Annotated in this window: 23 protein-coding genes; 17 read left to right on the forward strand and 6 right to left on the reverse strand. The window is 71.3% G+C overall.

All coding sequences use genetic code 11. The features are described 5' to 3' along the window. Positions 1-56 precede the first annotated feature (56 nt). The 6 genes from sufD to CU044_RS17480 are packed head-to-tail and all read left to right on the forward strand — an operon-like array spanning position 57 to position 4,450. The gene (sufD, locus tag CU044_RS17455; protein WP_129769625.1) at positions 57-1,238 is read left to right on the forward strand and encodes a Fe-S cluster assembly protein SufD; all 1,182 of its coding nucleotides are present in this window, start codon (positions 57-59) and stop codon (positions 1,236-1,238) included. Beyond that, on the forward strand, positions 1,238-1,555 hold the full coding sequence (locus CU044_RS17460) for a bifunctional 3-phenylpropionate/cinnamic acid dioxygenase ferredoxin subunit (protein ID WP_129769626.1): 318 nt from the start codon (positions 1,238-1,240) through the stop codon (positions 1,553-1,555). Before sufD ends, CU044_RS17460 begins: the two co-directional genes overlap by 1 nt. A 7-nt stretch (positions 1,556-1,562) precedes the next feature. Continuing rightward, positions 1,563-2,354 (forward strand): Fe-S cluster assembly ATPase SufC, encoded by a 792-nt coding sequence (gene sufC / locus CU044_RS17465; RefSeq protein WP_129769627.1) that lies wholly within the window; start codon positions 1,563-1,565, stop codon positions 2,352-2,354. After that, positions 2,351-3,625, forward strand: a complete 1,275-nt coding sequence (locus CU044_RS17470; protein ID WP_129769628.1) for a cysteine desulfurase — start codon at positions 2,351-2,353, stop codon at positions 3,623-3,625. The genes sufC and CU044_RS17470 overlap by 4 nt, the downstream gene beginning before the upstream one ends. Positions 3,626-3,650: 25 nt before the next feature. Next, positions 3,651-4,115, forward strand: a complete 465-nt coding sequence (sufU, locus tag CU044_RS17475; RefSeq protein ID WP_129769629.1) for a Fe-S cluster assembly sulfur transfer protein SufU — start codon at positions 3,651-3,653, stop codon at positions 4,113-4,115. Then, positions 4,112-4,450 carry a metal-sulfur cluster assembly factor gene (locus CU044_RS17480; RefSeq protein WP_129769630.1) on the forward strand — a complete coding sequence of 113 codons (339 nt, stop codon included), beginning with the start codon at positions 4,112-4,114 and terminating at the stop codon, positions 4,448-4,450. Before sufU ends, CU044_RS17480 begins: the two co-directional genes overlap by 4 nt. 69 nt (positions 4,451-4,519) lie before the next feature. Here the strand turns inward: CU044_RS17480 and CU044_RS17485 are convergent, their stop codons facing one another. Continuing rightward, positions 4,520-5,770 (reverse strand): hypothetical protein, encoded by a 1,251-nt coding sequence (locus tag CU044_RS17485; protein WP_240045660.1) that lies wholly within the window; start codon positions 5,768-5,770, stop codon positions 4,520-4,522. A 78-nt stretch (positions 5,771-5,848) separates the two neighbouring features. Between CU044_RS17485 and CU044_RS17495 the strand changes: the two genes are divergently transcribed. The 3 genes from CU044_RS17495 (at position 5,849) to dapD (ending at position 7,873) form a co-directional block, all read left to right on the forward strand. Beyond that, entirely contained in the window at positions 5,849-6,169 is a 321-nt protein-coding gene (locus tag CU044_RS17495; protein WP_129769633.1) for a multidrug efflux SMR transporter, read from the forward strand. Next, on the forward strand, positions 6,169-6,744 hold the full coding sequence (locus tag CU044_RS17500) for a TetR family transcriptional regulator (protein WP_129769634.1): 576 nt from the start codon (positions 6,169-6,171) through the stop codon (positions 6,742-6,744). The genes CU044_RS17495 and CU044_RS17500 overlap by 1 nt, the downstream gene beginning before the upstream one ends. 130 nt (positions 6,745-6,874) lie before the next feature. After that, positions 6,875-7,873: a 2,3,4,5-tetrahydropyridine-2,6-dicarboxylate N-succinyltransferase gene (gene dapD / locus CU044_RS17505; protein WP_129769635.1), complete on the forward strand. Its 999-nt coding sequence runs from the start codon at positions 6,875-6,877 to the stop codon at positions 7,871-7,873. Positions 7,874-7,937: 64 nt separating this feature from the next. On the opposite strand, the gene dapA is transcribed toward dapD, so the two are convergent. Next, entirely contained in the window at positions 7,938-8,852 is a 915-nt protein-coding gene (dapA, locus tag CU044_RS17510; protein ID WP_129769636.1) for a 4-hydroxy-tetrahydrodipicolinate synthase, read from the reverse strand. 168 nt (positions 8,853-9,020) lie between these two features. Here dapA and CU044_RS17515 point away from each other — a divergent pair, with 168 nt between their 5' ends. The 3 genes from CU044_RS17515 (at position 9,021) to CU044_RS17525 (ending at position 11,321) form a co-directional block, all read left to right on the forward strand. Next, complete coding sequence (locus CU044_RS17515) at positions 9,021-9,614, forward strand: DUF4232 domain-containing protein (protein WP_129769637.1); 594 nt, start codon at positions 9,021-9,023, stop codon at positions 9,612-9,614. Between the two features lie 273 nt (positions 9,615-9,887). Continuing rightward, entirely contained in the window at positions 9,888-10,514 is a 627-nt protein-coding gene (locus tag CU044_RS17520) for an SMI1/KNR4 family protein (protein ID WP_240045662.1), read from the forward strand. Positions 10,515-10,616: 102 nt separating this feature from the next. Further along, positions 10,617-11,321: an antibiotic biosynthesis monooxygenase gene (locus CU044_RS17525; RefSeq protein WP_129769638.1), complete on the forward strand. Its 705-nt coding sequence runs from the start codon at positions 10,617-10,619 to the stop codon at positions 11,319-11,321. A gap of 93 nt (positions 11,322-11,414) precedes the next feature. Here CU044_RS17525 and CU044_RS17530 read toward each other — a convergent pair whose 3' ends face one another. Beyond that, on the reverse strand, positions 11,415-13,253 hold the full coding sequence (locus tag CU044_RS17530; protein ID WP_129769639.1) for an endonuclease/exonuclease/phosphatase family protein: 1,839 nt from the start codon (positions 13,251-13,253) through the stop codon (positions 11,415-11,417). Between the two features lie 184 nt (positions 13,254-13,437). Between CU044_RS17530 and CU044_RS17535 the strand changes: the two genes are divergently transcribed. Next, entirely contained in the window at positions 13,438-14,916 is a 1,479-nt protein-coding gene (locus tag CU044_RS17535) for a hypothetical protein (RefSeq protein WP_129769640.1), read from the forward strand. Positions 14,917-15,776: 860 nt separating this feature from the next. Here CU044_RS17535 and CU044_RS17540 read toward each other — a convergent pair. After that, a complete protein-coding gene (locus CU044_RS17540) occupies positions 15,777-16,541 on the reverse strand; it encodes an SDR family oxidoreductase (RefSeq protein ID WP_129769738.1) in 765 nt (254 codons plus the stop codon). 106 nt (positions 16,542-16,647) lie between these two features. Between CU044_RS17540 and CU044_RS17545 the strand changes: the two genes are divergently transcribed. Both CU044_RS17545 and CU044_RS17550 read left to right on the forward strand, forming a co-directional pair. Continuing rightward, complete coding sequence (locus CU044_RS17545; protein ID WP_129769641.1) at positions 16,648-18,066, forward strand: alkaline phosphatase PhoX; 1,419 nt, start codon at positions 16,648-16,650, stop codon at positions 18,064-18,066. Between the two features lie 84 nt (positions 18,067-18,150). After that, positions 18,151-18,378, forward strand: a complete 228-nt coding sequence (locus CU044_RS17550) for a hypothetical protein (protein WP_129769642.1) — start codon at positions 18,151-18,153, stop codon at positions 18,376-18,378. Between the two features lie 117 nt (positions 18,379-18,495). Here the strand turns inward: CU044_RS17550 and CU044_RS17555 are convergent, their stop codons facing one another. Together CU044_RS17555 and CU044_RS17560 are read right to left on the reverse strand one after the other, a co-directional pair. Next, on the reverse strand, positions 18,496-19,704 hold the full coding sequence (locus CU044_RS17555) for a TerD family protein (protein WP_129769739.1): 1,209 nt from the start codon (positions 19,702-19,704) through the stop codon (positions 18,496-18,498). A 91-nt stretch (positions 19,705-19,795) separates the two neighbouring features. Next, the gene (locus tag CU044_RS17560) at positions 19,796-20,605 is read right to left on the reverse strand and encodes an NAD(P)-dependent oxidoreductase (protein WP_129769643.1); all 810 of its coding nucleotides are present in this window, start codon (positions 20,603-20,605) and stop codon (positions 19,796-19,798) included. Positions 20,606-20,872: 267 nt separating this feature from the next. Here CU044_RS17560 and CU044_RS17565 point away from each other — a divergent pair, with 267 nt between their 5' ends. Both CU044_RS17565 and CU044_RS17570 read left to right on the forward strand, forming a co-directional pair. Next, positions 20,873-21,898 (forward strand): 5-dehydro-4-deoxyglucarate dehydratase, encoded by a 1,026-nt coding sequence (locus tag CU044_RS17565; RefSeq protein ID WP_129769644.1) that lies wholly within the window; start codon positions 20,873-20,875, stop codon positions 21,896-21,898. Next, positions 21,895-23,073, forward strand: coding sequence for a hypothetical protein (locus CU044_RS17570; RefSeq protein ID WP_129769645.1), 1,179 nt, complete (start codon positions 21,895-21,897; stop codon positions 23,071-23,073). Before CU044_RS17565 ends, CU044_RS17570 begins: the two co-directional genes overlap by 4 nt. Positions 23,074-23,076 lie beyond the last annotated feature (3 nt).

Below are 23,076 nucleotides of genomic sequence, written 5' to 3' on the forward strand. Positions count from 1 at the left end.
ACCAGCAGCGCCCGTAATCCCTTACGCAGAGGCAGAGAGAGAGCACGACGACAGCCATGGCTGAGGCTCAGAACATTCCGGCGGGTTCCACGACCGCCGGTTCGATCGCGGTGGCCGCCGAGTCGACCGTCGCCACGCGCATGAGCGCGCCCCCCTCCTACGACGTGGCGGACTTCCCCGTCCCGCACGGCCGCGAGGAGGAGTGGCGGTTCACGCCGCTGGAACGGTTGCGCGGTCTGCACGACGGCAGCGCCGTCGCGCGGGACGGCGGCGTCACGGTCGAGGTGACCGCCCCCGAGGGCGTCATCGTCGAGACCGTCGGCCGTGACGACGCGCGGGTCGGCAAGGCCGGTATCCCGGTGGACCGGGTCGCCGCCCAGGCGTACTCCTCGTTCGAGAAGGCCTCGGTCGTCTCGGTGCCCAAGGAGACCGTGGTGAGCGAGCCGATCCGGATCGCCGTCCGCGGCGAGGGCGGGGTCTCGTACGGTCACCAGATCATCGAGCTGGGAGCCTTCGCCGAGGCGGTCGTGGTCATCGACCACACCGGCGACGGCGTGCTCGCCGCCAATGTCGACTACCTCATCGGGGACGGCGCCAAGCTGACCGTCGTCTCCGTGCAGGACTGGGACGACAAGGCCGTCCATGTCGCCCAGCACAACGCGCTGGTCGGCCGCGACGCCTCGTTCAAGTCGATCGTGGTCACCTTCGGCGGCGACCTCGTACGGCTCCAGCCGCGCGTGCGGTACGCGGGCACCGGCGGCGAGGCCGAGCTGTTCGGCCTCTACTTCACCGACCGCGGCCAGCACCAGGAGCACCGTCTCCTCGTCGACCACAACACCCCGCACTGCAAGTCCAACGCGGCCTACAAGGGCGCGCTCCAGGGCGCGGACGCGCACGCCGTATGGATCGGTGACGTGCTCATCCGCGCCGCGGCCGAGGGCACCGACACCTATGAGATGAACCGGAACCTGGTCCTCACGGACGGCGCCCGGGTCGACTCGGTGCCGAACCTGGAGATCGAGACCGGTGAGATCGCCGGCGCGGGCCACGCCTCCGCCACCGGCCGGTTCGACGACGAGCAGCTCTTCTACCTGATGGCCCGCGGTATCCCGGAGACCGAGGCCCGCCGGCTGGTGGTCCGCGGCTTCTTCGCCGAGCTGGTCCAGAAGATCGGCCTGCCGGATGTCGAGGAACGTCTGATGGCCTCGATCGAGGCGGAGCTGGAGGCGTCAGTCTGATGGCCTACGTCCGAGTCTGTGGGCTGGGCGAGCTGGAGGAGGACACCCCGAAGAGGGTGGAACTCGACGGCACGCCCGTCTCCCTCGTCCGTACCGAGGGCGAGGTGTTCGCGATCAACGACATCTGCTCGCACGCGAACGTGTCCCTCTCGGAGGGCGAGGTCGAGGACTGCATGATCGAATGCTGGCTGCACGGCTCCAGCTTCGACCTCCGTACCGGAAAGCCGTCCGGCCTGCCCGCGACGCGCCCGGTCCCCGTTTACCCCGTAAAGATCGAAGGGGACGATGTGCTCGTCTCCGTCACCCAGGAGTCCTGAGTCACCCATGGCAACGCTTGAAATCCACGACCTGCACGTCTCCGTCGAGGCGGAGAACGGCCCCCGCGAGATCCTCAAGGGCGTCGACCTGACCGTCAAGCAGGGCGAGACCCACGCCATCATGGGCCCCAACGGCTCCGGCAAGTCGACCCTCGCGTACTCCCTCGCGGGCCACCCCAAGTACACGATCACCGGTGGCACCGTGACCCTGGACGGCGAGGACGTCCTGGAGATGACCGTCGACGAGCGCGCCCACGCCGGTCTCTTCCTCGCCATGCAGTACCCGGTCGAGGTCCCCGGCGTCTCCGTCTCCAACTTCCTGCGCACCTCCGCCACCGCCGTGCGCGGCGAGGCCCCCAAGCTGCGTACCTGGGTGAAGGAGGTCCGGGAGACCATGGAGCGTCTCCAGATGGACCCCTCCTTCGCCGAGCGCAACCTGAACGAGGGCTTCTCCGGCGGCGAGAAGAAGCGGCACGAGATCCTTCAGCTCGAACTGCTCAAGCCCAAGATCGCGATCCTCGACGAGACCGACTCCGGCCTCGACGTCGACGCGCTGCGTGTGGTCTCCGAGGGCGTCAACCGCGTCCGCGAGAGCGGCGAGGTCGGCACCCTGCTGATCACGCACTACACGCGGATTCTCCGCTACATCAAGCCCGACTTCGTGCATGTCTTCGCGCAGGGCCGGATCGCCGAGTCCGGCGGTGCGGAGCTGGCCGACAAGCTGGAGAACGAGGGCTACGAGGCATACGCGAAGGGCGGCCCCGTGAGCGGAGTGAACTCAGAGGAGGATGTCGCGTGACACAGCTGCCGGGCCTTCTCACAGGATCGGATCGGCTGCTCGACGAGGCGATCCGCAAGGATTTCCCCATCCTCGACCGGGTGATCCACGACGGCAAGAAGCTCGTGTACCTGGACTCCGCGGCGACCTCGCAGAAACCGCGCCAGGTACTCGACGCGCTCAGCGAGTACTACGAGCGGCACAACGCGAATGTCCACCGCGGCGTGTACACCATCGCCGAGGAGGCCACGGCGCTGTACGAGGGCGCCCGTGACAAGGTCGCCGCCTTCATCAACGCGCCGAGCCGCGACGAGGTGATCTTCACCAAGAACGCCTCCGAGTCGCTCAACCTCGTGGCGAACATGCTCGGCTGGGCGGACGAGCCCTACCGGGTGGACCACGAGACCGAGATCGTCATCACGGAGATGGAGCACCACTCCAACATCGTGCCGTGGCAGCTGCTCTCGCAGCGCACGGGCGCGAAGCTGAAGTGGTTCGGCATCACCGACGAGGGCCGCCTCGACCTGTCCAACATCGACGAGATCATCACGGAGAAGACGAAGATCGTCTCCTTCGTGCTGGTCTCCAACATCCTGGGCACCCAGAACCCGGTCGAGAAGATCATCCGGCGTGCGCAGGAGGTCGGCGCGCTGGTCTGCGTCGACGCCTCGCAGGCCGCCCCGCACCAGGTGCTCGACGTACAGGCGCTCCAGGCCGACTTCGTCGCCTTCACCGGCCACAAGATGGTCGGCCCGACCGGGATCGGCGTCCTCTGGGGCCGCCAGGAGCTGCTGGAGGACCTGCCGCCGTTCCTGGGCGGCGGCGAGATGATCGAGACCGTGTCGATGCACTCGTCGACGTACGCCCCGGCGCCGCACAAGTTCGAGGCGGGTACGCCCCCGATCGCGCAGGCCGTCGGTCTCGGCGCGGCCGTGGACTATCTCACCGCGATCGGCATGGACAGGATCGCCGCGCACGAGCACGCCATCACCGAGTACGCGGTGAAGCGGCTGCTGGAGGTCCCGGGTCTGCGGATCATCGGCCCCGAGACGGCCGAGGACCGCGGCGCGACGATCTCCTTCACGCTCGGCGACATCCACCCCCACGATGTGGGCCAGGTCCTCGACGAGCAGGGCATCGCGGTCCGGGTCGGCCACCACTGCGCGCGGCCGGTCTGCCTGCGGTACGGAATTCCCGCGACCACGCGAGCGTCTTTCTATCTGTACTCCACTCCGGCCGAGGTCGACGCTCTGGCCGAAGGGCTTGAGCACGTCCGCAACTTCTTCGGATGAGGACCTGAGAGGGCAGGGGCAGTTCGTGAAGCTGGATTCGATGTACCAGGACGTCATCCTGGACCACTACAAGCACCCGCACGGGCGCGGTCTCCGGGACGGCGACGCCGAGGTGCACCATGTCAATCCGACGTGTGGTGACGAGATCACGTTGCGTGTCCGGTACGTGGGTTCGCTGATCGCGGACGTGTCGTACGAGGGCCAGGGCTGCTCGATCAGCCAGGCCAGCGCGTCCGTGCTGAACGACCTCCTGGTCGGCAAGGAACTGGCCGAGGCGCAGAAGATCCAGGGCGCCTTCCTGGAGCTGATGCAGTCGAAGGGGCAGCTGGAACCCGACGACGCGATGGAAGAGGTGCTGGAGGACGCGATCGCGTTCGCCGGCGTCTCGAAGTACCCCGCCCGCGTGAAGTGCGCGCTGCTGAGCTGGATGGCGTGGAAGGACGCGACGGCCCAGGCCCTGGGCGACAGCGCGACGAAGGAGACGGCATGAGCGAGAACGAGACCCTGACGATCAAGCCGGCCTCGGAGGACGAGGTCCGTGAGGCGCTGTACGACGTCGTCGACCCCGAACTGGGCATCGACGTCGTCAACCTCGGTCTGATCTACGGCATCCACATCGACGATTCCAATATCGCCACCCTGGACATGACCCTGACGTCGGCGGCGTGTCCGCTGACCGATGTGATCGAGGACCAGGCGAAGGCGGCCACGGACGGCATCGTCAACGAACTCAAGATCAACTGGGTCTGGATGCCGCCGTGGGGCCCGGACAAGATCACCGACGACGGCCGCGAGCAGCTGCGCGCGCTGGGCTTCAACGTCTGAGCGACTGAGCGTCGGACCACGCGAGAGGGCCCCATGATCCCGGCCGGATCATGGGGCCCTTCGTACGTTCTAGCCGTGGGCCGGGGTTCCGGCGGCTTCGGCCAGAGTGGGGGCCAGGTTCTCGGTGCGGATGCGGCGGTCGACGTAGAGCAGGTTCAGCACCAGCTGGGGGAAGGTCGTCGTGATGAACTGCATGATCAGCTGGGCGACCAGGATCAGCAGCAGAAAGCCGCTCACGGCCACCAGGATCTGTCCGACCGTCGGGTCGCCGCCGAGGGCGGACGGGGTCAGCAGGTTGCCGAAGGCGGTCAGCGCGTTGATCAGCTGCTGGACGACGAAGCCCGCGACGGACGCCATGGCGAAGGCCAGCAGCGAGATACCGCAGATCCGCCACCAGGCGCCGCGCACCAGGGCGGCCGAGCGGCGCAGGGACGCGAGCGGGCCGCGGGATTCGATGACGGCGACCGCCGGGGCCAGACTGAGACGGACCCAGAGCCAGACCGCCGGCGGCGTGATAGCCAGGGCGCCCAGGAAGCCCAGCGGGATCAGCCAGAACAGATGGGCGGGCGAGCCGTCCATGGCGATGTAGGTGATCAGCGTGGCGATGAAGCCCAGGGTGAGCAGGGCCACCGGCAGGACGGCGATCAGCCCGCTGAGGACGACGGCGCCGAGAACCGCGGGGAACCGGGAGAGTGCCCGGCGCCAGACCGCGCCGAAGGTGGTGGGGCGGCCCAGGACGGCGCTCTGTACGACCGAGGGGCAGGCGGCCTGGACGAGCGCGTTGGCGGCCAGCAGCATCCCCAGACCGAAGAGCCAGACGCAGCCGAAGGCGATCAGCAGCGGCCGGACCTCGGCCCAGGACGGATCCACGCCGTGGGGTGTGTCGACGACCTCGCGCAGCTGGTCGCCGACCATGGCGTAGGCGACGGCCAGCGCGATCGCCACGGCTGCCATGGCCATGCCGTACACCGCGGCGGCCACCCCGAGCAGCTGCTTCCAGTACCCGCCTATGGTGGCGAACGCGCCGCCGAGTATGTCGCCGAGGCTGAGCGGGCCGAGGGGTATCACCCCGGGCTTGGGCGGCGACGGCGGCGGCGCCCAGCCGCCCCAGCCGTAGGGCCCGCTTCCGTACGGCCCGTTGCCGTACGGCCCACCAGGACCGCTTCCGTACGGCCCGCCAGGACCGTTCCCGTACGGCCCGCCAGGACCGTTCCCGTACGGCCCGCCAGGACCACTTCCGTGCCCGCCACCGCCGCCCCACCCCGTCATGCCCTGCGCCACCGCTCTGCTCCGCTCCCGCTGCTCCGATCCGGATGACACACCGTAACCGTTGGGTCCGACAGAGGGATGACCGGACGGTGTGTACGGCCGTACGCATCGATGTGTACACTCGTACGCATGGGATATGGACTGCTGGCCGCGGCGATCGCGGCGGAGGTGGCCGCGACGTCGGCCATGAAGTACAGCGAGGGCTTCACCCGGCTGTGGCCCTCGCTGGTGACCGTCGTGGGCTATGTCATCGCCTTCGCCCTGCTCGCGCAGACCCTCAAGACCATCTCCATCGGCACCGCCTACGCGATCTGGGCCGGTGTCGGCACGGCCGCCATCGCCGCCATCGGGATGGTCTTCATGAACGAGTCGCCGGCGCCGGCGAAACTGCTGGGCATCGCCCTCGTGATCGCGGGCGTCGTCGTGCTCAACCTCGGAGGAGCCCACTGATGACCCGCCGTTACGACCCCGACCGGCGCCAGCGGATCATCGACGCCGCGATCCGGGTGGTCGGGCGCGGCGGTATCGCCGGACTGAGCCACCGCACCGTCGCCGCCGAGGCCGATGTGCCGCTCGGCTCCACCACGTACCACTTCGCCTCGCTCGACGAACTGCTGATCGCCGCGCTGCGGCAGACGAACGACAGCTTCGCGGCGGCCGTGCGGGAGAGCGGCGCCCTCGCGGACCCGCGGTGCGACCTCGCCGGTGAGCTGGCCCGGATCACCGGGGAGTGGCTCGCCGGGGACCGTACCGGCGTGGAGCTGGAGTACGAGCTGTATCTCGCGGCGCTGCGGCGGCCCGCGCTGCGCCCGGTCGCGGGGGAGTGGTGCGCCGCGCTCGGGGACGAGGTGGCCCGACGCACCGATCCCCTCACCGCGCGGGCCGTGGTCGCGCTGCTGGACGGGATCTGCCTCCAGGTGCTGCTCACGGACGCGGTGTACGACGGCGACCACACTCGCGCGATGCTGACGCGGCTGATCCCGTCGGGAGGCCGACCCGCATCGTCGGGAGGCCGGCCCGCATGAGCCCCTGGTCCGTCCCGTCCGTCCCGTCCGTCCCGTGCGTTCCCCCTTCCGGGCCGGAGATCGCGTGGCGCTGCGCCCGTCACCTGAGACCGGTTCGCCCGCGCCCCGCCGGGACCGTTAAGTTCGGAGCATGACCGACACGTCTTCCTCCAGTTCCTCCCGCACCACCGGCGCCGTCGCCGCCGGCCTCGCCACCCTCGCCGAGGACGGCACCGTCCTCGACACCTGGTTCCCCGCCCCCGCGCTCTCCGCCGAGCCCGGCCCGGCCGGCACCGAGCGGCTGACCGCCGAGCGCGCCGTGGAACTGCTCGGAGAGGGCGCGGCCAAAGCCATCGGCCCCGACGCCCGCCGCGGGGTCGAGGTCGTCGCCGTCCGTACGGTCATCACCTCGCTCGACGACAAGCCGCTGGACACGCATGACGTGTATCTGCGGCTGCATCTGCTCAGCCACCGGCTCGTTCAGCCGCACGGCCAGAGCCTGGACGGCATCTTCGGTCTGCTCGCCAATGTCGCCTGGACCTCGCTCGGCCCGGTCGCCGTCGACGCACTGGAGACGGCACGGCTCAACGCCCGTGCCGAGGGGCTGCATCTCCAGGTGACCTCGGTCGACAAGTTCCCGCGGATGACCGACTACGTCGCCCCCAAGGGGGTCAGGATCGCCGACGCGGACCGCGTACGGCTCGGCGCGCACCTCGCCGAGGGCACCACCGTGATGCACGAGGGCTTCGTCAACTTCAACGCGGGCACCCTCGGCACTTCCATGGTCGAGGGCCGGATCTCGGCGGGCGTCGTCATCGGCGACGGCTCGGACATCGGCGGCGGCGCCTCCACCATGGGCACCCTCTCCGGCGGCGGCAAGGAGCGCATCGTCATCGGCGAGCGCTGCCTGATCGGTGCCGAGGCGGGCATCGGGATCGCGCTGGGCGACGAGTGCGTCGTCGAGGCGGGGCTCTATGTCACGGCCGGTACGCGCGTCACGCTGCCCGACGGCCAGATCGTCAAGGCCCGTGAGCTGTCCGGCGCGAGCAATATCCTCTTCCGCCGCAACTCGGTGACCGGCGCGGTCGAGGCCCGTCCGAACAACGCGGTCTGGGACGGTCTCAACGAGGTGCTCCACAGCCATAACTGATCAGCCATAACTGATCAGCCATAACTGATCAGTCACAACTGACCCCGGCCGATCACGGCGGGTATCAACTGATCATGGCGGGGGCGGCGGTGGATCCGACGAGCTCCCCGTACGCCTCCAGCAGCCCGTCGGCCGTCTCCCGGCCGGCGGGCCGCAGTGGTTCGCGCACCGGTCCTCCGGGCCGCCCGAGCGCGCCCAGCAGCGCCTTCGCGGTGACCGTGCCGGGCAGCCCCGAGGCCATCATCAACTCGGCCAGGGGAAGCGTGAGTTGGTTGAGCCGTACGGACTCGGTGACCGCGCCCGCGTCATACGCGTCGAGCGCGGCGCGCAGCGGGCGGGGCGCGGCGTTGGCGACCGTACTGACGAATCCGGCGCCGCCGACCGCGTAGAGCGGCAGATTCAGCTCCTCGCACCCGGAGTAGTACGCGAGCGAGGTGCGGGCGATCACTTTGGAGCTGCCGAGCAGGTCGTACGCGCAGTCCTTCACGGCGACGACGCGGGGGTGCGCGGCGAGGCGGAGCATGGTCGCGGGCTCGACGCGGGTGCCGGTGCGGCCCGGGATGTCGTACAGCATCAGCGGGATGCCCGACGCGTCGGCGATCCGCAGGAAGTGCGCCTCCACGTCCGCCTGCGGCGGGCGGCTGTAGTACGGGGAGACCACCAACAGGCCGTCGGCACCGGCCTGTTCGGCCTCCCGTGCGAGGGCCAGGGTGTGCCGGGTGTCCGCGCTGCCGACGCCCGCGACGACGGCGGCCCGGCCGCCCACCTCGTCGCACACCGCGCGGACGAGAGCGGTCTTCTCGGCGTCCGTGGTGGTGGGCGACTCCCCGGTGGTGCCGTTGAGGACCAGCCCGTCGCACCCCTCGTCCACGAGCCGGCCGGCGAGTTCGCGGGCGCCGGGCAGATCCAGCTCTCCGTCCGCGGTGAACGGCGTGACCATCGCGCAGAGGGCGCGGCCGAAGGGGCGAGGAATGCTCATGGTGGCAGTGTCCGCCGCGCGACTGTGAAGGTCCACTTAGATCTGCTTCGAGTGAGGGTGAAGTGATGCTAAAGGTAGTGGTCCCGGGCTGTCTGGCATGATCGGCGAGTGCCGCGCAGGGGGCGGGGGACGGGTGCCCCGCGAGGGGCGGGCGGGGGAGTGGATCGCATGGCACGAATACGCCGGACGGCCGCGATGGCGGCGGGCTCGCTGGTCCTGATCGTGGGGGCGACCGGATGCTCCGACATCAGGAACGAGATCGACGCCGCGCGGGGCACGTTCCAGGGGTCCGGGAGCCCCGAGCCCTGGGAGGCCTCCGGTCCCGGCCGCTGTCTCGCCTCGGGGGTGGCCATCAGCCATGGCATGGTGAACGCCGCCATGGGGATCCGGGCCGTGTCGATCGGGCTGCGGAACTGCGGGACGAAGCCCTACCGGGTCAACGGCTACCCGGAGATCGGTGTCCTGGACGAGGACCGCGAGCCGGTCGGCCTGAAACTGATCCAGGGGAACGGGAGCACCGGCGCGGCCGATGACCAGGGACCGGGGGAACTGACCCTGGCGCCGGGGGAGTCCGCGCGGTCGGCGTTGCGGTGGAACAACCGGATCACCGAGTCCGGGGCCCACTCGACCGGCTCCTACGTGGTCGTCGCGGCGGCGCCGGGCGAGGAACGCGACACGCTCCCGCTGTCCGTGGACATCGGTTCCGACGGCGAACTGCACGTCACCGCGTGGACGGTCGCGGAGACCCCGGAACCGTCGTGAACGGGCGGGCCGGAGCCCGTACACCCGCATCCGATATCGGCACCGAAGAGTGATCGCTGGGCCGTTCGGAATGGGGCAGGATGCGTACCATGACGCGTACGCTCCGCTCCTCACCGCTCCTGGTGTTATCGCCCCCCACGCTCGCGACAGCCGTACGCGGATCCGAGGGCGGCCATGCCTCCGACTACCGCGTGCCGCAAGGCGCTTCGGGGTAGCAGAGGCCGGACTGTCAGTGGGCGCTGGTGCAATGGAGACATGGAGGGCATGGAGAGCATGGACACCGAAAACGCCGATCGGGGCGATGCCGACCAGGGTGGGACAGGCCGGGGCGACGCCGTGGAGGGCGCGGCCGACGAGGGCGAACTCGCCACATTGCGCGCGGCCTTCCCGTCGGAGGGCTGCCTGCCACCTCTGGGCTGGGACGGGGTGCGCGCCTTCGAGCGCGAACACGGAATCGTCCTGCCCGAGCCGTACCGCACGCTGGTCGCGGAGATCTGCGACGGATGCAGCGACGGGCCCGCCGATATCGACGGGCTGATACCCCTGGCCGCGCTGCCCGCCGACTGGGGATGCGACCAGACACAGCGGGATCTCGCGAAGCCCTTCCCGCTCACCGAGACATGGGTGTGGGAGGACGACCCCCGGCCGTACGAGGAGATAGAACCGCTCATCGACGAGGTCTCCAACTACGGGAGCGTGGTGCTGGGCACGGACGGCTGCGGGATGTACTGGCATCTCGTCGTCAGCGGTGCGCACCGGGGGCGGATCTGGACCATCAGCGATGTGGGCGCGGCGCCGTTCGGAACGGCTCTCGGGCACACCACAGCGGAAGACGGTTTCGCGGGCTGGGTGGCGCACTGGGCCACCACGCGCCGGCCGTGGTTCGACGTCGTGGTCTGACGGGATGACGGTGGCTGCGGCCCGTTGACCTCAACCGCACTTCACATTTGAACATGGTGGTCGGAGGCGCACCGCGGGGGCGCGCCACGAGGAGGTCCCGCCATGTCCGTGCGCCTCAGCACCGTTCCCGAGATCACCCGCCCCGGCGTGGGGCTCGTCCTGGCCAGCACATGGCGCGTCGGCACGCCCGAGCGGCAGCGGGCCACGGTCGACGCCATCACCCGGGCCTGGCGGAGCAGGGAGTGGCCGGACGTCGGGCTGCTCTCGTACAGCGTCTTCACCGGCGACGACGGGGGCACCCCGCGCCACTACTCGCAGTGGCGCGACCAGGAGGCGTACGACGCGTTCGTCCGCACCTTCCGGGACGAGCGCAACGCCGAGATCGACGCCGCCGTGCCCGGGATCGAGCGGGTGGGGCTGCACGCGTACGAGCTGTACCGCAGCGGGACCCCGGTGGAGGGGGAGACCCGGGTACCGGGCTGTGTCGTGTTCGTGGACGTGGAGTTCGAGGGTCCCGGCCCCGGACGTCAGAAGAGCTGGGTCGACACTGTCTTCGAGGCCCTCGACGATGATCCGGACACGTCCTCCGGCGGGATCTCGGCGCACTTCCATCTCGGCACCGACGGCACACGCGTACTCAACTACGCGGAGTGGGAGAGCGCGCAGGCGCACATCGACGCGCTCGACGCCCCGGGGGACGGCGTCGGTTCGGCCACCGAGCTGTGGAAGCGGGTGCGGTCCTACCCCGGGCTGAAGCGCGGCACGGTGACGCGGTACACCCCCGCGATCAGCCTCAGCGCCGGCTGAGCGCGGCGCCGCCGCCCGCTCGGCCGCAGCGGGCGGTGCGCCGGGTGCGGTGGCCCGGCCGCGTGTGGGGTAGGGCCGGACCACCGCGGCTTATCAGGGGCGGAAACGCAGGACCTGCGGATCGTGATCGCTGTTCTGCCGGGCGAACTCCGCGTTGATGTGCACGCTGTCGTAGTCGAACGCACCGGAGGTGATCGAAGGGCTGGTCAGGATCTGGTCCAGGACCTGGGAGTTGCCCTGGTAGACATACGAGTAACGCTCCGCGGCCGGCAGGGACGTGACCGCCGGATACAGCGCGCCGCCGTCGGCCAGCGCCTTGGCCGTCGCCGAGAACTCGAAGTCGTTGATGTCGCCGACCACGAGCACGTCCGCGTCCCGCTGCGCCGCGAGGATGTCCTTGACGAACGCGTTCACCGACCGGGCCTGCTGGAGCCGCTGGACCTCGGAGGAACGGTTCACCGGCTGGTGGTGCGAGGTCAGGCTCTCGTCCCCGCCCTTCGAGGCGAAGTGGTTCGCGATGACGAAGACCGTACGGCCGCGGAAGGTGAACTCCCCGGCCAGCGGCTTGCGGCTGGTGGTCCAGGCCGCGCCGGCGGGGTCGACCCGGCCGGGAGAGAGCGTCAGCGCCGCGCGGCCGTTCGTGCGGACGACCCCCGTGGCCGTCGTCGCGTCCCCGCCGGGGCGGTCGGTGAACGAGACCCGCGCCGGGTTGTAGAGGAAGACCTGACGGATATTGCCGCCGGGCTCGCCGCCGTCCTTGTTGTTCTCCGGGTCGATGGTGCGCCAGGCGTAGGAGGGGCCGCCGGCCGCGGTGATCGCCGCCGTGAACTTCACGATGGTCTCCTCGGCGGACACCGTGCCGTCGTCCGTCGCGCCCGTACTGTCCTGGATCTCCTCCAGCGCCAGGATGTCCGGCGAGGAGAGGTTCCGTACGACCGCGCCCGCGAGCGCGTCGAACTTCTCCTGCGGGTCGGAGGGGTCGAGATTCTCGACGTTGTACGTGGCGACGGCCAGCTCGCTCCCGCGCTGCGGGCGGGTGGTCTCGGGCTTCAGCTTCCTGTCCGTGACCGTGCCCAGCGTGCGGGCGACGAGTGTGTAGCCGCCGAACTGGTTGTAGTCCAGGGGGCCTTCGGTGACACCGGACAGCGTGTCGCCGACGTTCGCCGCCGGGAACGGGCTCTGGGCCGCGGGCGCGAGCTGCTGGATCTGGAGCCGGCCGGTGTTCTGCGAGGTGTACGAACCGTAGACCGTGCCACCGCGGCGGTTGTCGTTCTCCCGCGGCTTGACCGTCACCCACAGCTCCGCGTACGGGTCGGTCGCGCCGACCACGCGGGAACCGCCGATACGGACGTTCATGCCCTCCAGCGACTCGTACAGGTCCAGCGCGTAGTGGCGCGGCTTCAGCCGCAGGCCGTTGACGCTGCCGCCCGCCGCCAGGTCACCCTTCGGCGCGTACGCCGAGGGCACCGACCTCTCCGAGATCACGACCGGCGCGGGCAGCGGGTTGCCGGAGGAGACGACCGTCACCGTCGGCGAGGCGATCTGGGTGACCGACTGGTTGCCCGAGGCCGCGCCGCCCGGGATGTACTCGCCGACCGTGCCGGAGACCTTCACCGCGTCGCCCACGGCGACGGTCGGCACGGAGTTGGTGAAGACGAAGACGCCCTCGCTCGTGGAGGCGTCGCGGTCGGGCCGCGGGTCCTGGATCCAGAACCCCCGGGAACCGGAGGTCCGCACTCCGGTGACGATGCCGGGCACCTCCGCCACCGGTGTCCCCACCAGCGGGGATACCCGGCCGGTCCCCTGGATGCCGTGGATCCGGATCCCGGAGGAGGCGGAGGCGGGGGCGCCCGCGCCGGCGAGCAGCCCGGAGGCCAGCGCGAGGGCGACGAGGGCCGGGACGGCGGCCGTTCTCGGTACGGAAGAAGGCATGAAGGCACTCCGGAAGACGAGGGAGGGGTGTTCTACGCGCGTCAATCTCTTGGCTGCGGCGGTCAGTTGTCAAGGGCCCCCGGGCGTCCGGCCGTTGTCGAGTACATGAACCGGGTGGCATAGGTCCAAATGCGTCTACGCTGGGGGCCGCATCGACCGCGTACGCCACAAGGAGAACCACCAGATGCCCGGAGACCGCCCCACCCTGCCGCCGGTGCGACTGCTCTCGGAAGCGGAGCTGGCGCGGGACGCGCTCGCCGCGCCACTGCTCGCCCGCGCGGTACGGCTCGCCCGCTGGGCCGGGCCGACGACGCGCGTGGGAGCCGGCGGCGAGCTGGTCGACGAGCAGCTGCCCGCCGCGGCGGAGGTGCTCGGCCTCGGGGACGAGCTCTCCGAGGGCGACGGCGAGGCGTACGCCGGCGAGGCATGGCGGGTGGCGGTCGACACGGGCCTCGTGGAGGTCGACGACCCGGACGAGAACGGCGGGCCGGACGGCGCCGCCCCCGACACCGAAGGCCGTGTCACCACGGGCGAGCAGCTCGGAGTGCTCACCTCCGGCGGCCCGCAGGACATCCTCTCGCTCTGGCTGGACGCCCTGGACGTCGTCTTCGCCGACGCGACCGCGCCCGTGCTGGACGATCTGGCCGCGGCCATCGGCGACGACGGCGAGATCGATCTCGACTCGCTGGACTGGGATCCGGAGCTGGAGGCGGAGTTCCTGGAGGGCGTCCTCGGCAACCTCTATCTCCTCACCCTCGTGGAGGGCGGCGGTGAGGGGCCGGTACCCCTGCCCGTCCTCGCCGCGTCGATGATCGTGCCCGACGACATGGGCGAGCCCACCGACGACATCCTTGAGCAGGTGTCCGAGGCGATGATGCGGCTGGACGACCAGTTCCGGCTGCTGGAGCCGATCGGACTCGTCTCGTACGTACCCGTCGACGAGGCGCTGATGGTGGAGGACACGGAGGACGGCCCTGACGCGTCGCTGCCCGTCGGCGAGGAGGACGTCGCCCGGTACGGGATGGTCCGGCTGACGCCGCTCGGGCTCTACGGGATCAGGTCCCGGATGCTGGAGGCGGGGGTCGACGCGCCCGCGGTGGGCGACCTCGCGGACAAGGACGCGCACGCGCTGCTGGACGGCGTCGCGCACTTCCCCGAGCTGTCCGCGCGAGCGGAGACCGAACAGTGGCTGACCCGGCGCGCGCCGGCCGACGCCGCACGCGAACTCCTCACCGCCGCACGCGGCACGGACCCGGGCGCGCCGCTGCGCCGCCTGCACTGCCAGCAGGCGCTGTCGCTGGTGGGCGCGGAGGCGGAGGCCGCGGTACGGGAGGTCCTGGACGACGCCGAACTGGGCGGCCTGGCGCGGGTCTGGCTGGCCGAGCTGGGCGCGGGTGACGTGCCGCCGCCGCCCGAGTCGATGATCTTCTGGCTGGCCATCGACACGATCGCCGCGCAGCTGGACGCGGAGGGGGAGCCGGACGAGCTCCAAGAACTGGTCGAGGGCCTGGTGGGGCAGCACAGCGGGTTCTTCGAGGCGGCGTGGCGGGTGGAGCATCCGGCGACGGCGGAGGTGCTGGAGGCGATGGGGAGGCTTCATCGGGACAGGGCGGCGTCGAAGGACGCGCGCAAGGCGGCGTTCAAGGCGAGGTCGCGGGGGTAGGGGGCGGTCGCCGGGGTGCGGTTGCGGTTGCGTTGTCGTGGGCCGGGGGCCGGGGTCTCCGGAGGCGCATGTCCGGACGGCATGATGTACGGCGCGACTCTGCCTTGTCGTTGGTTCGGGCGTCCGCGCGCCACACATCACGCTTTAGTGTCCGAACACGCACCTCCTACGCCCCCGACCCCCTCCCGCCGGTGGGTCCCCGCAACCCGCCGACCTGGGTGGGGGTGTGGGGGTGGTGCGGCCCGGTGGTCATGGCAAATCGCCGTCTCGGAGGAGGCGAGTGGGCTGGTGCGGTCCGGTATGCCCCGCCACTCGCCGCCTCGGCGAGGGTTAGCGGGCAGGGCGTGATCCGGTGGGCCTCACCCGCTGCTCTGGTAGCGGACCGGGTGGGGAGTGTGCCGCCGCCTCCCCCGCCCGCCCTCGCGCTCGGCCCCGTCGCTTGTGCGGGCGGTGAAGGGGGGCGCGCAGGGGTCGTGGCCGGGACGTAGAGCGTGATTTGTGGCGCGCGTACGCCCGAACCATCGACCGGGCGGAGTCGCGCCGTAAATCATGCAGTCCCGGGCGCGAGCCCCGGAGCGCACCCCGGACCACATGCCCGCACCCGGAAACCGGCCCCAGCTGAAGACGACCGCACCCCGGACCACATGCCCGCACCCGGAAACCGGCCCCAGCCGAAGACGACCGCACCCCGGCGACAACCCGCACCCGGAAACCGGCCCCAGCTGAAGACGACCGCATCCCGGACCACATGCCCGCACACGGAAACCGGCCCGGCCGGAGACGAGCGCGTACCGGACCACGAGCCCGCACCCGGCGACGTACGCGCGCTTCCCGCCGAGGCGGACCCGGACCACGCCCGCTCACCGCAGGTGCGACGCTCCGTTGAGGTCCAGGATCGTTCCCGACGACCATTCCGCCCCCGGCGACGCCAGCCACACCACCGCCCCCGCGATCTCCTCCGCCGTGCCCACGCGCCCGAACGGGCTCTGCGCGCGGATCGACTCGCCCTCCTCGCCCGTGAGGCGGGACGCCACGCGTTCCGTGGTGAAGAAGCCCGGGGCCACGGACGCGACGGCGATGCCGTGCGGGGCCAGGGAGACCGCCAGGGACTGGCCCAGGGCGTGGACCGCCGCCTTCGTCGCGCCGTAGGCCGGGTGGTCCGGTTCGCCGCGGAACGCGCCCCGGGAGCCGATGTTGATGATCCGGCCGGGCGTCGCGCGGTCGATCATGGAGCGGGCTGCGCGGTGGCTGAGCAGGGCCGTGCCCAGCAGGTTGACGGACAGGTGGCGCTGCCAGGCCGCCGCCCAGTCGTCGTAGGACGTGGTGGGCAGCGGGTGGGGCTCGTTGACGGCCGCGTTGTTGACGAGGATGTCGATCCCGCCGAGCGCCTCGGCCGCCTCGTCCGCGACGCGCGCCGCGCCCGCCGGGTCGGCGATGTCGCCGCCCACCAGCGCGTGGCCGGTGCCGGCCAGCGACTCCAGGGTGTGCCGGGCGTCGGCGGAGCGGGTCGCGTAGTGGACGGCGACGTGGTCGCCCTGCGCGGCGAAAGCGCGGGAGACGGCGCGGCCGAGGCCGCGGGACGCGCCGCTGACGAGGACACGGCGGCCGGTGGACGGCAGATTCATGGGGAAGCGGGCCTCTCGATGTCGGGCGGTGTTCAAGCGCTGTTTATCCGCGGGCGGGAGCGTCGGGAGCGTACCCCTGACCCACGTGCCCCTTCAGGAGACCGCGATGCCGCTGAGCCGCAGGGAATTCACCGGAAGATCCGCACTGACCGGGGCGGGGCTCGTCCTTACCGGCGCCACCGGAGCGTTCGCCACCGCGCCCGGCGCGCTGGCGGCGGAGGACGCTCCCGAGGTCGCCTCCGGGCCCGCGCCGTCGCCCGGTTACGGGCCGCTCGTCCCCGACCCGCGGGGGATGCTCGCGCTGCCGGCCGGATTCTCGTACCGGGTCATCACGCACAGCGGGGTGACCAAGCTGGAGACCGGCGAGGACACCCCGTCCAACCATGACGGCACCGCCACGTTCGAGGGGCCCCGCGGGGTGGTGCTGCTGGTCAACAACCACGAGCTGGACGGTCCCAGGGGCGACTACGAGTTCCCGGTGCCGCTCACCGAGGGGCTGGTCTACGACCCCGCCGCGGCCGGGGGCTGCACGATCGTCGAGACGCACCGCGACGGCCGTACCGCGGAGTGGGTCGGTATCGCCGGCACCTCCACCAACTGCGCGGGCGGGCGCACCCCGTGGGGCACCTGGCTCACCTGTGAGGAGAACTCCGACCGGGCCGGTGAGAACGGGATGACCAAGGACCACGGGTATGTCTTCGAGGTCGACCCGTACGACCGTCGTGCCAACCGGAACCCGCGGCCCATCAAGGCGTTCGGCCGCTATGACCACGAGGCCGTGGTCATCGATCCCCGTACCGGCTACGCCTATCTGACGGAGGACGCCTCCGAGCCCAACGGGCTCTTCTACCGCTGGGTCCCGCCGCACGGCTTCAAGCACGGGCGGGGGCAGCTGCGCCGGCTCGCGGACGACGCGGGGGCGCTCCAGGCGCCCCGCTGCTTCGACGCGGGCGGCCGGTTCGTGGACGACCTCTCGCGCGCCACGAAGATCGGCACCGTCTACGGCGTGGACTGGGTGGACGTACCGGACCGGGACGGCGGGACCGTGGCCGTACGGGAGCAGTTCGACGGCGAGGACGTCACCCGCGCCAGGAAGCTGGAGGGCATGTGGTGGGCGGACGGCGGCGCGTACATCGTCTCCTCGTACGCCCGTGACGAGAGCCCCGGCGTGCCGCACGACGGACAGGTGTGGTTCTACCACCCGCGCCGCCGCACACTGACGCTCAAGGTGCTGCTGGGCGTCAACGCCGACCCGGGCGAGGACGGCGCCTTCGACGGGCCGGACAACATCACGGTCTCGCCGTACGGCGGGCTGGTCATCGCGGAGGACGGCGAGGGCCTCCAGCACCTCTTCGGGGCGACGGAGCGCGGACGTACGTACCCCATCGCGCGCAATGACCTCAACGACAGCGAGTTCACGGGGGTCGTGTTCTCGCCCGACGGCCGCACGCTGTTCGCCAATATCCAGGAGCCGGGCATCATGCTGGCCATCACCGGCCCGTGGCGGCGCACTCCCCGGGACTGACCGCCGCTCCGGAAGGGGTGATCCGGGCGCCCGTCGGTGGCCGGGCATGGCGCGTCGGGGCTCCTTGGGCGCATACTCAAAGTAATGACAAAGTCAGCCGGATCCCGGCGCCACCTGCCGTCCAGTCCCTTCAACCGCCAGGCCCCGGCCTCAGCCCCGCCCGAGCAGTTCGATGTGGGAGACCGTGTCTCGCATGATCAGTTCGGGTTGGGAAGGGTCATCGGAGTCGAGGGCGAACATGCCGTGCTCATCGATTTCTCGGGGCGCCAGGGGAGGATCCTGAGCCCCTTCGCCAAGCTGACCAAGCTCTGAAGCCCCGACCCCGGAGCTTGGAGGCCGTGCCCCCGGGCCGCCGCGGACCCTCAGGACCCGCGACGGTGCGGGGGCATCGTGCCACGCGCCGCCCTCCGGGAGCGGCCAGGGGCGCCGTCAGAGGATCTTCGCGGCGGGCTTGACCATGCCCCGGACCGTACGGGACTTGACGAACTCCCCCAGACCGGTCATCTCCCACTCGCCGGAGAACTGCCGGATCAGCTTCGCCATCAGCACCCCGGTCTGCGGCTCGGCGGTGGTCAGGTCGAAGCGCACCAGTTCCTCGTTCGTGGCCGCGTCGATCAGCCGGCAGTACGCCTTGGCGACCTCGGTGAACTTCTGGCCGGTGAAGGAATTGACCGTGAAGACCAGACCGGTCGCCTCGTCGGGGATCCGGCCGAGATCGACGACGATCACCTCGTCATCGCCCGCGCCCTCGCCGGTGAGGTTGTCGCCGGAGTGCTTGATCGCTCCGTTGAGGATGGAGAGCTTGCCGAAGTAGCAGCTGTCCAGATGGTTGCGGTTCGGGCCGTAGGCGATCACGGACGCGTCCAGGTCGATGTCCTTGCCGCGGTACGCCGGCTCCCAGCCGAGGCCCATCTTGACCTGCGTGAGCAGCGGACGGCCGCCCTTGACCAGCGATACCGTCTGGTTCTTCTGGAGGCTGACCTTGCCCTTGTCCAGGTTGATCTTGCCGCTGCCGGGCGCGGCGGCGGGGGCCGGGGGAGCGGCCGGCGGGGTGGCGGGGACCGGCGGAGCGGCGATGCGCGGATCGGCTCCCGCGCGGGAACGGGCGGGAGCCGGGGCCGCGGCGGGGGCCGCGGCCGGGGCGGGCTCCTCCACGGAGACGCCGAAGTCGGTGGCGATCCCGGCCAGCCCGTTGGCGTACCCCTGGCCGACCGCGCGGACCTTCCACGCCCCGTTGCGCAGATAGATCTCCACGATCACCAGGGCGGTCTCGGTGCCGAGCTGCGGCGGTGTGAACGTCGCGAGCGCACCGCCGCTGCCCGCGTCGCGGATCGTGGCCGTGGGCTCGATGCCCTGGAAGCTCTGCCCCGCCGCGTCCGGACTGGCCGTGACGACGATCTTCTCGATGCCGGCGGGCACGGCGCTGGTGTCGACGACGATCGCGTCGGGCGCCGTGCCCCCGCCGGAGCGGTGGCTCACGCCGGGGCCCGTCGGCTGGTTGTAGAAGATGAAGTCGTCGTCTGAGCGCACCTTGCCGTCGGCGGTGAGCAGCAGGCCCGAAACGTCGAGCCGCACGGGAGCGGCGACGTCCACCGCCACATGGGCGGTGGGAAGAGGGATGTTCGAGCCGGGGGTCATAGCTGTCATGCCAGACGTAACGAACGACCCCGCTTTGCCGTTCCCTTACCTTCGGCCGATCGGGCCCTCGGACGGCCGGGGCCGGGCGGCCTCAGTGGGGCCAGCGCGGCGGGTCGGTGGCGAACGTGCCGCCGAGGAAGGCGTGGTCCCGGTTGTCCGGGTCGAGTTCGCCCTGCTCCGCGACGAGCTTCTCGGCGTACTGCTCCGAGTCGTCCCGCGGCTCGTACCCCAGCGCCCGTGCGCTGGTGAGGTCCCACCACAGCCGGGTGTTGGCGGAGGAGCCGTAGACGACGCTGTGGCCGACGTCCTCGGCGGTGAGGGCGGCGTGGAAGAGCCGCGCGCAGTCGCCGGGGCTCAGCCAGACGGAGAGCATGCGGACCGTGCTGGGCTCCAGGAAGCAGGAGCCGATCCGTACGGAGACGGTCTCCAGGCCGTGCAGGTCCCAGTAGAGCTGCGCCAGGTCCTCGCCGAAGCACTTGGAGAGGCCGTAGAGCGTGTCGGGGCGGCGCGGGGTGTCGACGGGGATCAGCGGGTCGTCCCCCCGCGGGCGCGGTGTGAAGCCGACCGCGTGGTTGCTGGAGGCGAAGACCGTGCGTCCGACGCCCTCGGCGCGGGCCGCCTCGTACAGGTTGTACGTCCCCTCGATGTTCGCGCGCAGGATCTTGTCGAAGGTGGACTCCAGCGAGATGCCCGCGAGATGGATGATCGCGTCGACGCCCCGGACGGCCTCGCGCAGCGCGTCCTTGTCCGTGAGGTCGGCGGTGATGGCGGTGGGCTCGCCCTCGATGGGATTGACGTCGAAGAGCCGCAGCTCGTAGCCGTACGCGGGCAGCAGGCCCCGCATCAGGGTGCCGAGGCCGCCGGCGGCGCCGGTGAGCAGGACGGTGCGGGGTGCGGGCATGGGGAAGATCTCCTCGCGGCTCGGGCCGGGCGCACGGATATATGGGCTCAGACCCGTGGATGGAATTCACATGCGTGGACAAAGTAAGGAGTGGGGCGGAGTACCGTCAAGTCTCGTCCGGAGTGCGGGAATCCGCCTCTGGGTTGCGGTTTTCCGTCTTGACCGGCGGTCCGCGGCTGCCCTAGCGTGGCGTTGTTCAGAGATATGGACATCGATCAGAATTGTGCACGAGCGGTCACCGCTCGACGCATGGCCCAGGGAGCGCCCGTGACCTCAGCCCCGCTCGCCGCCCGCCTGACGCACGTGGCCGGGCCGCTGTTCTTCCCCGTCACCCCGTACGGGCCCGACGGCGCGCTCGACCTCGACGCGTACCGCGCGCATGTCGGCGAAGGCGTCGCCGGGGGAGCCGCCGCCGTCTTCGCGTGCTGCGGCACCGGCGAGTTCCACGCCCTCACGCCGGAGGAGTTCCGCGCCTGCGTGGCCGTGGCCGTCGAGGAGACCGCAGGCCGCGTCCCGGTCGTGGCCGGCGCGGGCTACGGCACGGCGCTCGCCGTCCAGTACGCGGGGATCGCCGAGGAGGCCGGCGCGGACGGGCTGCTCGCGATGCCGCCCTATCTGGTCGTCGCCGACCAGGAGGGCCTGCTGCGCCACTACACCGCGCTGGCGGGCGCCACCTCGCTGGAGACGATCGTCTACCAGCGCGACAACGCCGTCTTCACCCCCGAGACCGTCGTGGAACTCGCCCGGGTGGACGGCATCGTCGGCCTCAAGGACGGATACGGCGACCTCGAACTGATGCAGCGCATCATCAGCGCCGTACGCACCGAGGAGCCGGACCGCGACTTCCTCTACTTCAACGGCCTGCCCACCGCCGAGCTCACCGGCCTCGCCTACCGGGGCATCGGCGTCACCCTCTACTCCTCCGCCGTCTTCTGCTTCGTCCCCGAGATCGCGCTCGCCTTCCACCGGGCGCTGTCCACCGGCGACGACGCCACCGTGAACCGTCTGCTCGACGGCTTCTACCGCCCCCTGGTCGAACTGCGCGGCAAGGGACGCGGATACGCCGTCTCGCTCGTCAAGGCGGGCGTCCGGCTGGGCGGACTGGAGGTCGGGGAGGTACGGCCGCCGCTGAGCGAGCCGCAGCCCGCGCACATCAAGGAACTGGCCGAGATCATCGAGCGGGGCCGGGCCGTGCTGCGGAGCGGCGACGGAGGCGAGGACGGACGTACGGACGGAAGCGCGGGCCCGGACGGCGCGGGCACCGGGACCGGTACGGAAGGCGGCGCCGCGTGAAGACCTCGGCCTTCCTCTATCCCTGGGACGTGCTGGGCGACCCCGACGCCCCCGCCAGGATCGCGGACCTCGGCGTCCGGCAGGTCACCCTCGCCTCCGCCTACCACTCCACCCGCGCGCTGACCCCGCGCCATCCGCACCACCGCGTGGTCACCGCGGAACACGCCGCCGTCCTCTACACGCCGGACGACGCCCGCTGGGCGCCCCACGAACTGCGCCCGTACACCGCCGGGTCCTGGGCCCCCGGCGACGCGTACGGCGAGGCCGCGGCGGCCCTGGCCGACGCCGGACTCGACGTGCACAGCTGGGTGGTCCTCGCGCACAACTCCCGTCTCGGCGCCGAGCATCCCGGCACCTCGGTGGTGAACGCCTACGCCGACCGCTATCCCTGGGCGCCCTGTATCGCCAGGCCCGCGGTCGGCGCGTATCTGGTGGAGCTGGCGGCCGAGGCCGCCGTACGCCCCGGCGCGCGCGGTACCGAGCTGGAGTCCTGCGGCTGGTACGGGCTCGCGCATCTGCACGCCCACGACAAGATCGCGGGCGTCGGCCTCGGCGACGCGGCGCAGTACCTGATGTCGCTCTGTTTCTGCGCCGTCTGCCGGGAGGGATACGCGGGCCTCGGAGTTCCGCCCGGCGAACTGGCCGCCGCCGTACGGCGCGCGCTGGGGCCCGTCTGGGCCACCGGCTCCGCCGAGTCGGGCTGGCCCTCGGTCGAGAAGCTCCTCGGCGCGGATCTCGCCGCCGTCACCGCCGAGTGGCGCGGCTCGGTCGCCCGTACGCTCCAGGAACGGGCGGTCGCGGCCGTACGGGCGGAAGCAGGACCCGGCTTCCAGGTGCTGCTGCACGCCGATCCGGCGTCGTACCACGTCGGCGCCAACGCCGGGGTGGACCCCGCGCACATTCTCGGGGTCGCGGACGGGGTCGTCCTGCCCTGTACCGGGGGCGCGGCGGAGACGATGCTGAGCCCGTTCGCCGGACACGCCACCGAGGCGTCCGTCCTGGCCGTCAACTTCACGGTCGTCACCGGCATGGGCGGCAAACCGGCCGCTCTCGCCGACGACGCGGCGCGGGCGAAGGCGCTCGGGGCCACCGAACTGCGGCTGTACCACGCGGGACTGGCGTCGGACGCGGATCTGAAGGCCGTCGCGAAGGCGCTGTCGGACCTCGGTGGCTGAGCC

This window comes from Streptomyces sp. L-9-10, from assembly GCF_004151105.1.
GTDB lineage: Bacteria > Actinomycetota > Actinomycetes > Streptomycetales > Streptomycetaceae > Streptomyces.

Bases quoted from the DNA above. Each gene is read 5' to 3' on its own strand.
- sufD (WP_129769625.1), top strand. From the start codon at position 57: ATGGCTGAGGCTCAGAACATTCCGGCGGGTTCCACGACCGCCGGTTCG.
- CU044_RS17460 (WP_129769626.1), top strand. From the start codon at position 1,238: ATGGCCTACGTCCGAGTCTGTGGGCTGGGCGAGCTGGAGGAGGACACC.
- sufC (WP_129769627.1), top strand. From the start codon at position 1,563: ATGGCAACGCTTGAAATCCACGACCTGCACGTCTCCGTCGAGGCGGAG.
- CU044_RS17480 (WP_129769630.1), top strand. From the start codon at position 4,112: ATGAGCGAGAACGAGACCCTGACGATCAAGCCGGCCTCGGAGGACGAG.
- CU044_RS17495 (WP_129769633.1), top strand. From the start codon at position 5,849: ATGGGATATGGACTGCTGGCCGCGGCGATCGCGGCGGAGGTGGCCGCG.
- CU044_RS17500 (WP_129769634.1), top strand. From the start codon at position 6,169: ATGACCCGCCGTTACGACCCCGACCGGCGCCAGCGGATCATCGACGCC.
- dapD (WP_129769635.1), top strand. From the start codon at position 6,875: ATGACCGACACGTCTTCCTCCAGTTCCTCCCGCACCACCGGCGCCGTC.
- dapA (WP_129769636.1), bottom strand. From the start codon at position 8,852: ATGAGCATTCCTCGCCCCTTCGGCCGCGCCCTCTGCGCGATGGTCACG.
- CU044_RS17515 (WP_129769637.1), top strand. From the start codon at position 9,021: ATGGCACGAATACGCCGGACGGCCGCGATGGCGGCGGGCTCGCTGGTC.
- CU044_RS17520 (WP_240045662.1), top strand. From the start codon at position 9,888: ATGGACACCGAAAACGCCGATCGGGGCGATGCCGACCAGGGTGGGACA.
- CU044_RS17525 (WP_129769638.1), top strand. From the start codon at position 10,617: ATGTCCGTGCGCCTCAGCACCGTTCCCGAGATCACCCGCCCCGGCGTG.
- CU044_RS17530 (WP_129769639.1), bottom strand. From the start codon at position 13,253: ATGCCTTCTTCCGTACCGAGAACGGCCGCCGTCCCGGCCCTCGTCGCC.
- CU044_RS17535 (WP_129769640.1), top strand. From the start codon at position 13,438: ATGCCCGGAGACCGCCCCACCCTGCCGCCGGTGCGACTGCTCTCGGAA.
- CU044_RS17540 (WP_129769738.1), bottom strand. From the start codon at position 16,541: ATGAATCTGCCGTCCACCGGCCGCCGTGTCCTCGTCAGCGGCGCGTCC.
- CU044_RS17545 (WP_129769641.1), top strand. From the start codon at position 16,648: ATGCCGCTGAGCCGCAGGGAATTCACCGGAAGATCCGCACTGACCGGG.
- CU044_RS17550 (WP_129769642.1), top strand. From the start codon at position 18,151: ATGACAAAGTCAGCCGGATCCCGGCGCCACCTGCCGTCCAGTCCCTTC.
- CU044_RS17555 (WP_129769739.1), bottom strand. From the start codon at position 19,704: ATGACCCCCGGCTCGAACATCCCTCTTCCCACCGCCCATGTGGCGGTG.
- CU044_RS17560 (WP_129769643.1), bottom strand. From the start codon at position 20,605: ATGCCCGCACCCCGCACCGTCCTGCTCACCGGCGCCGCCGGCGGCCTC.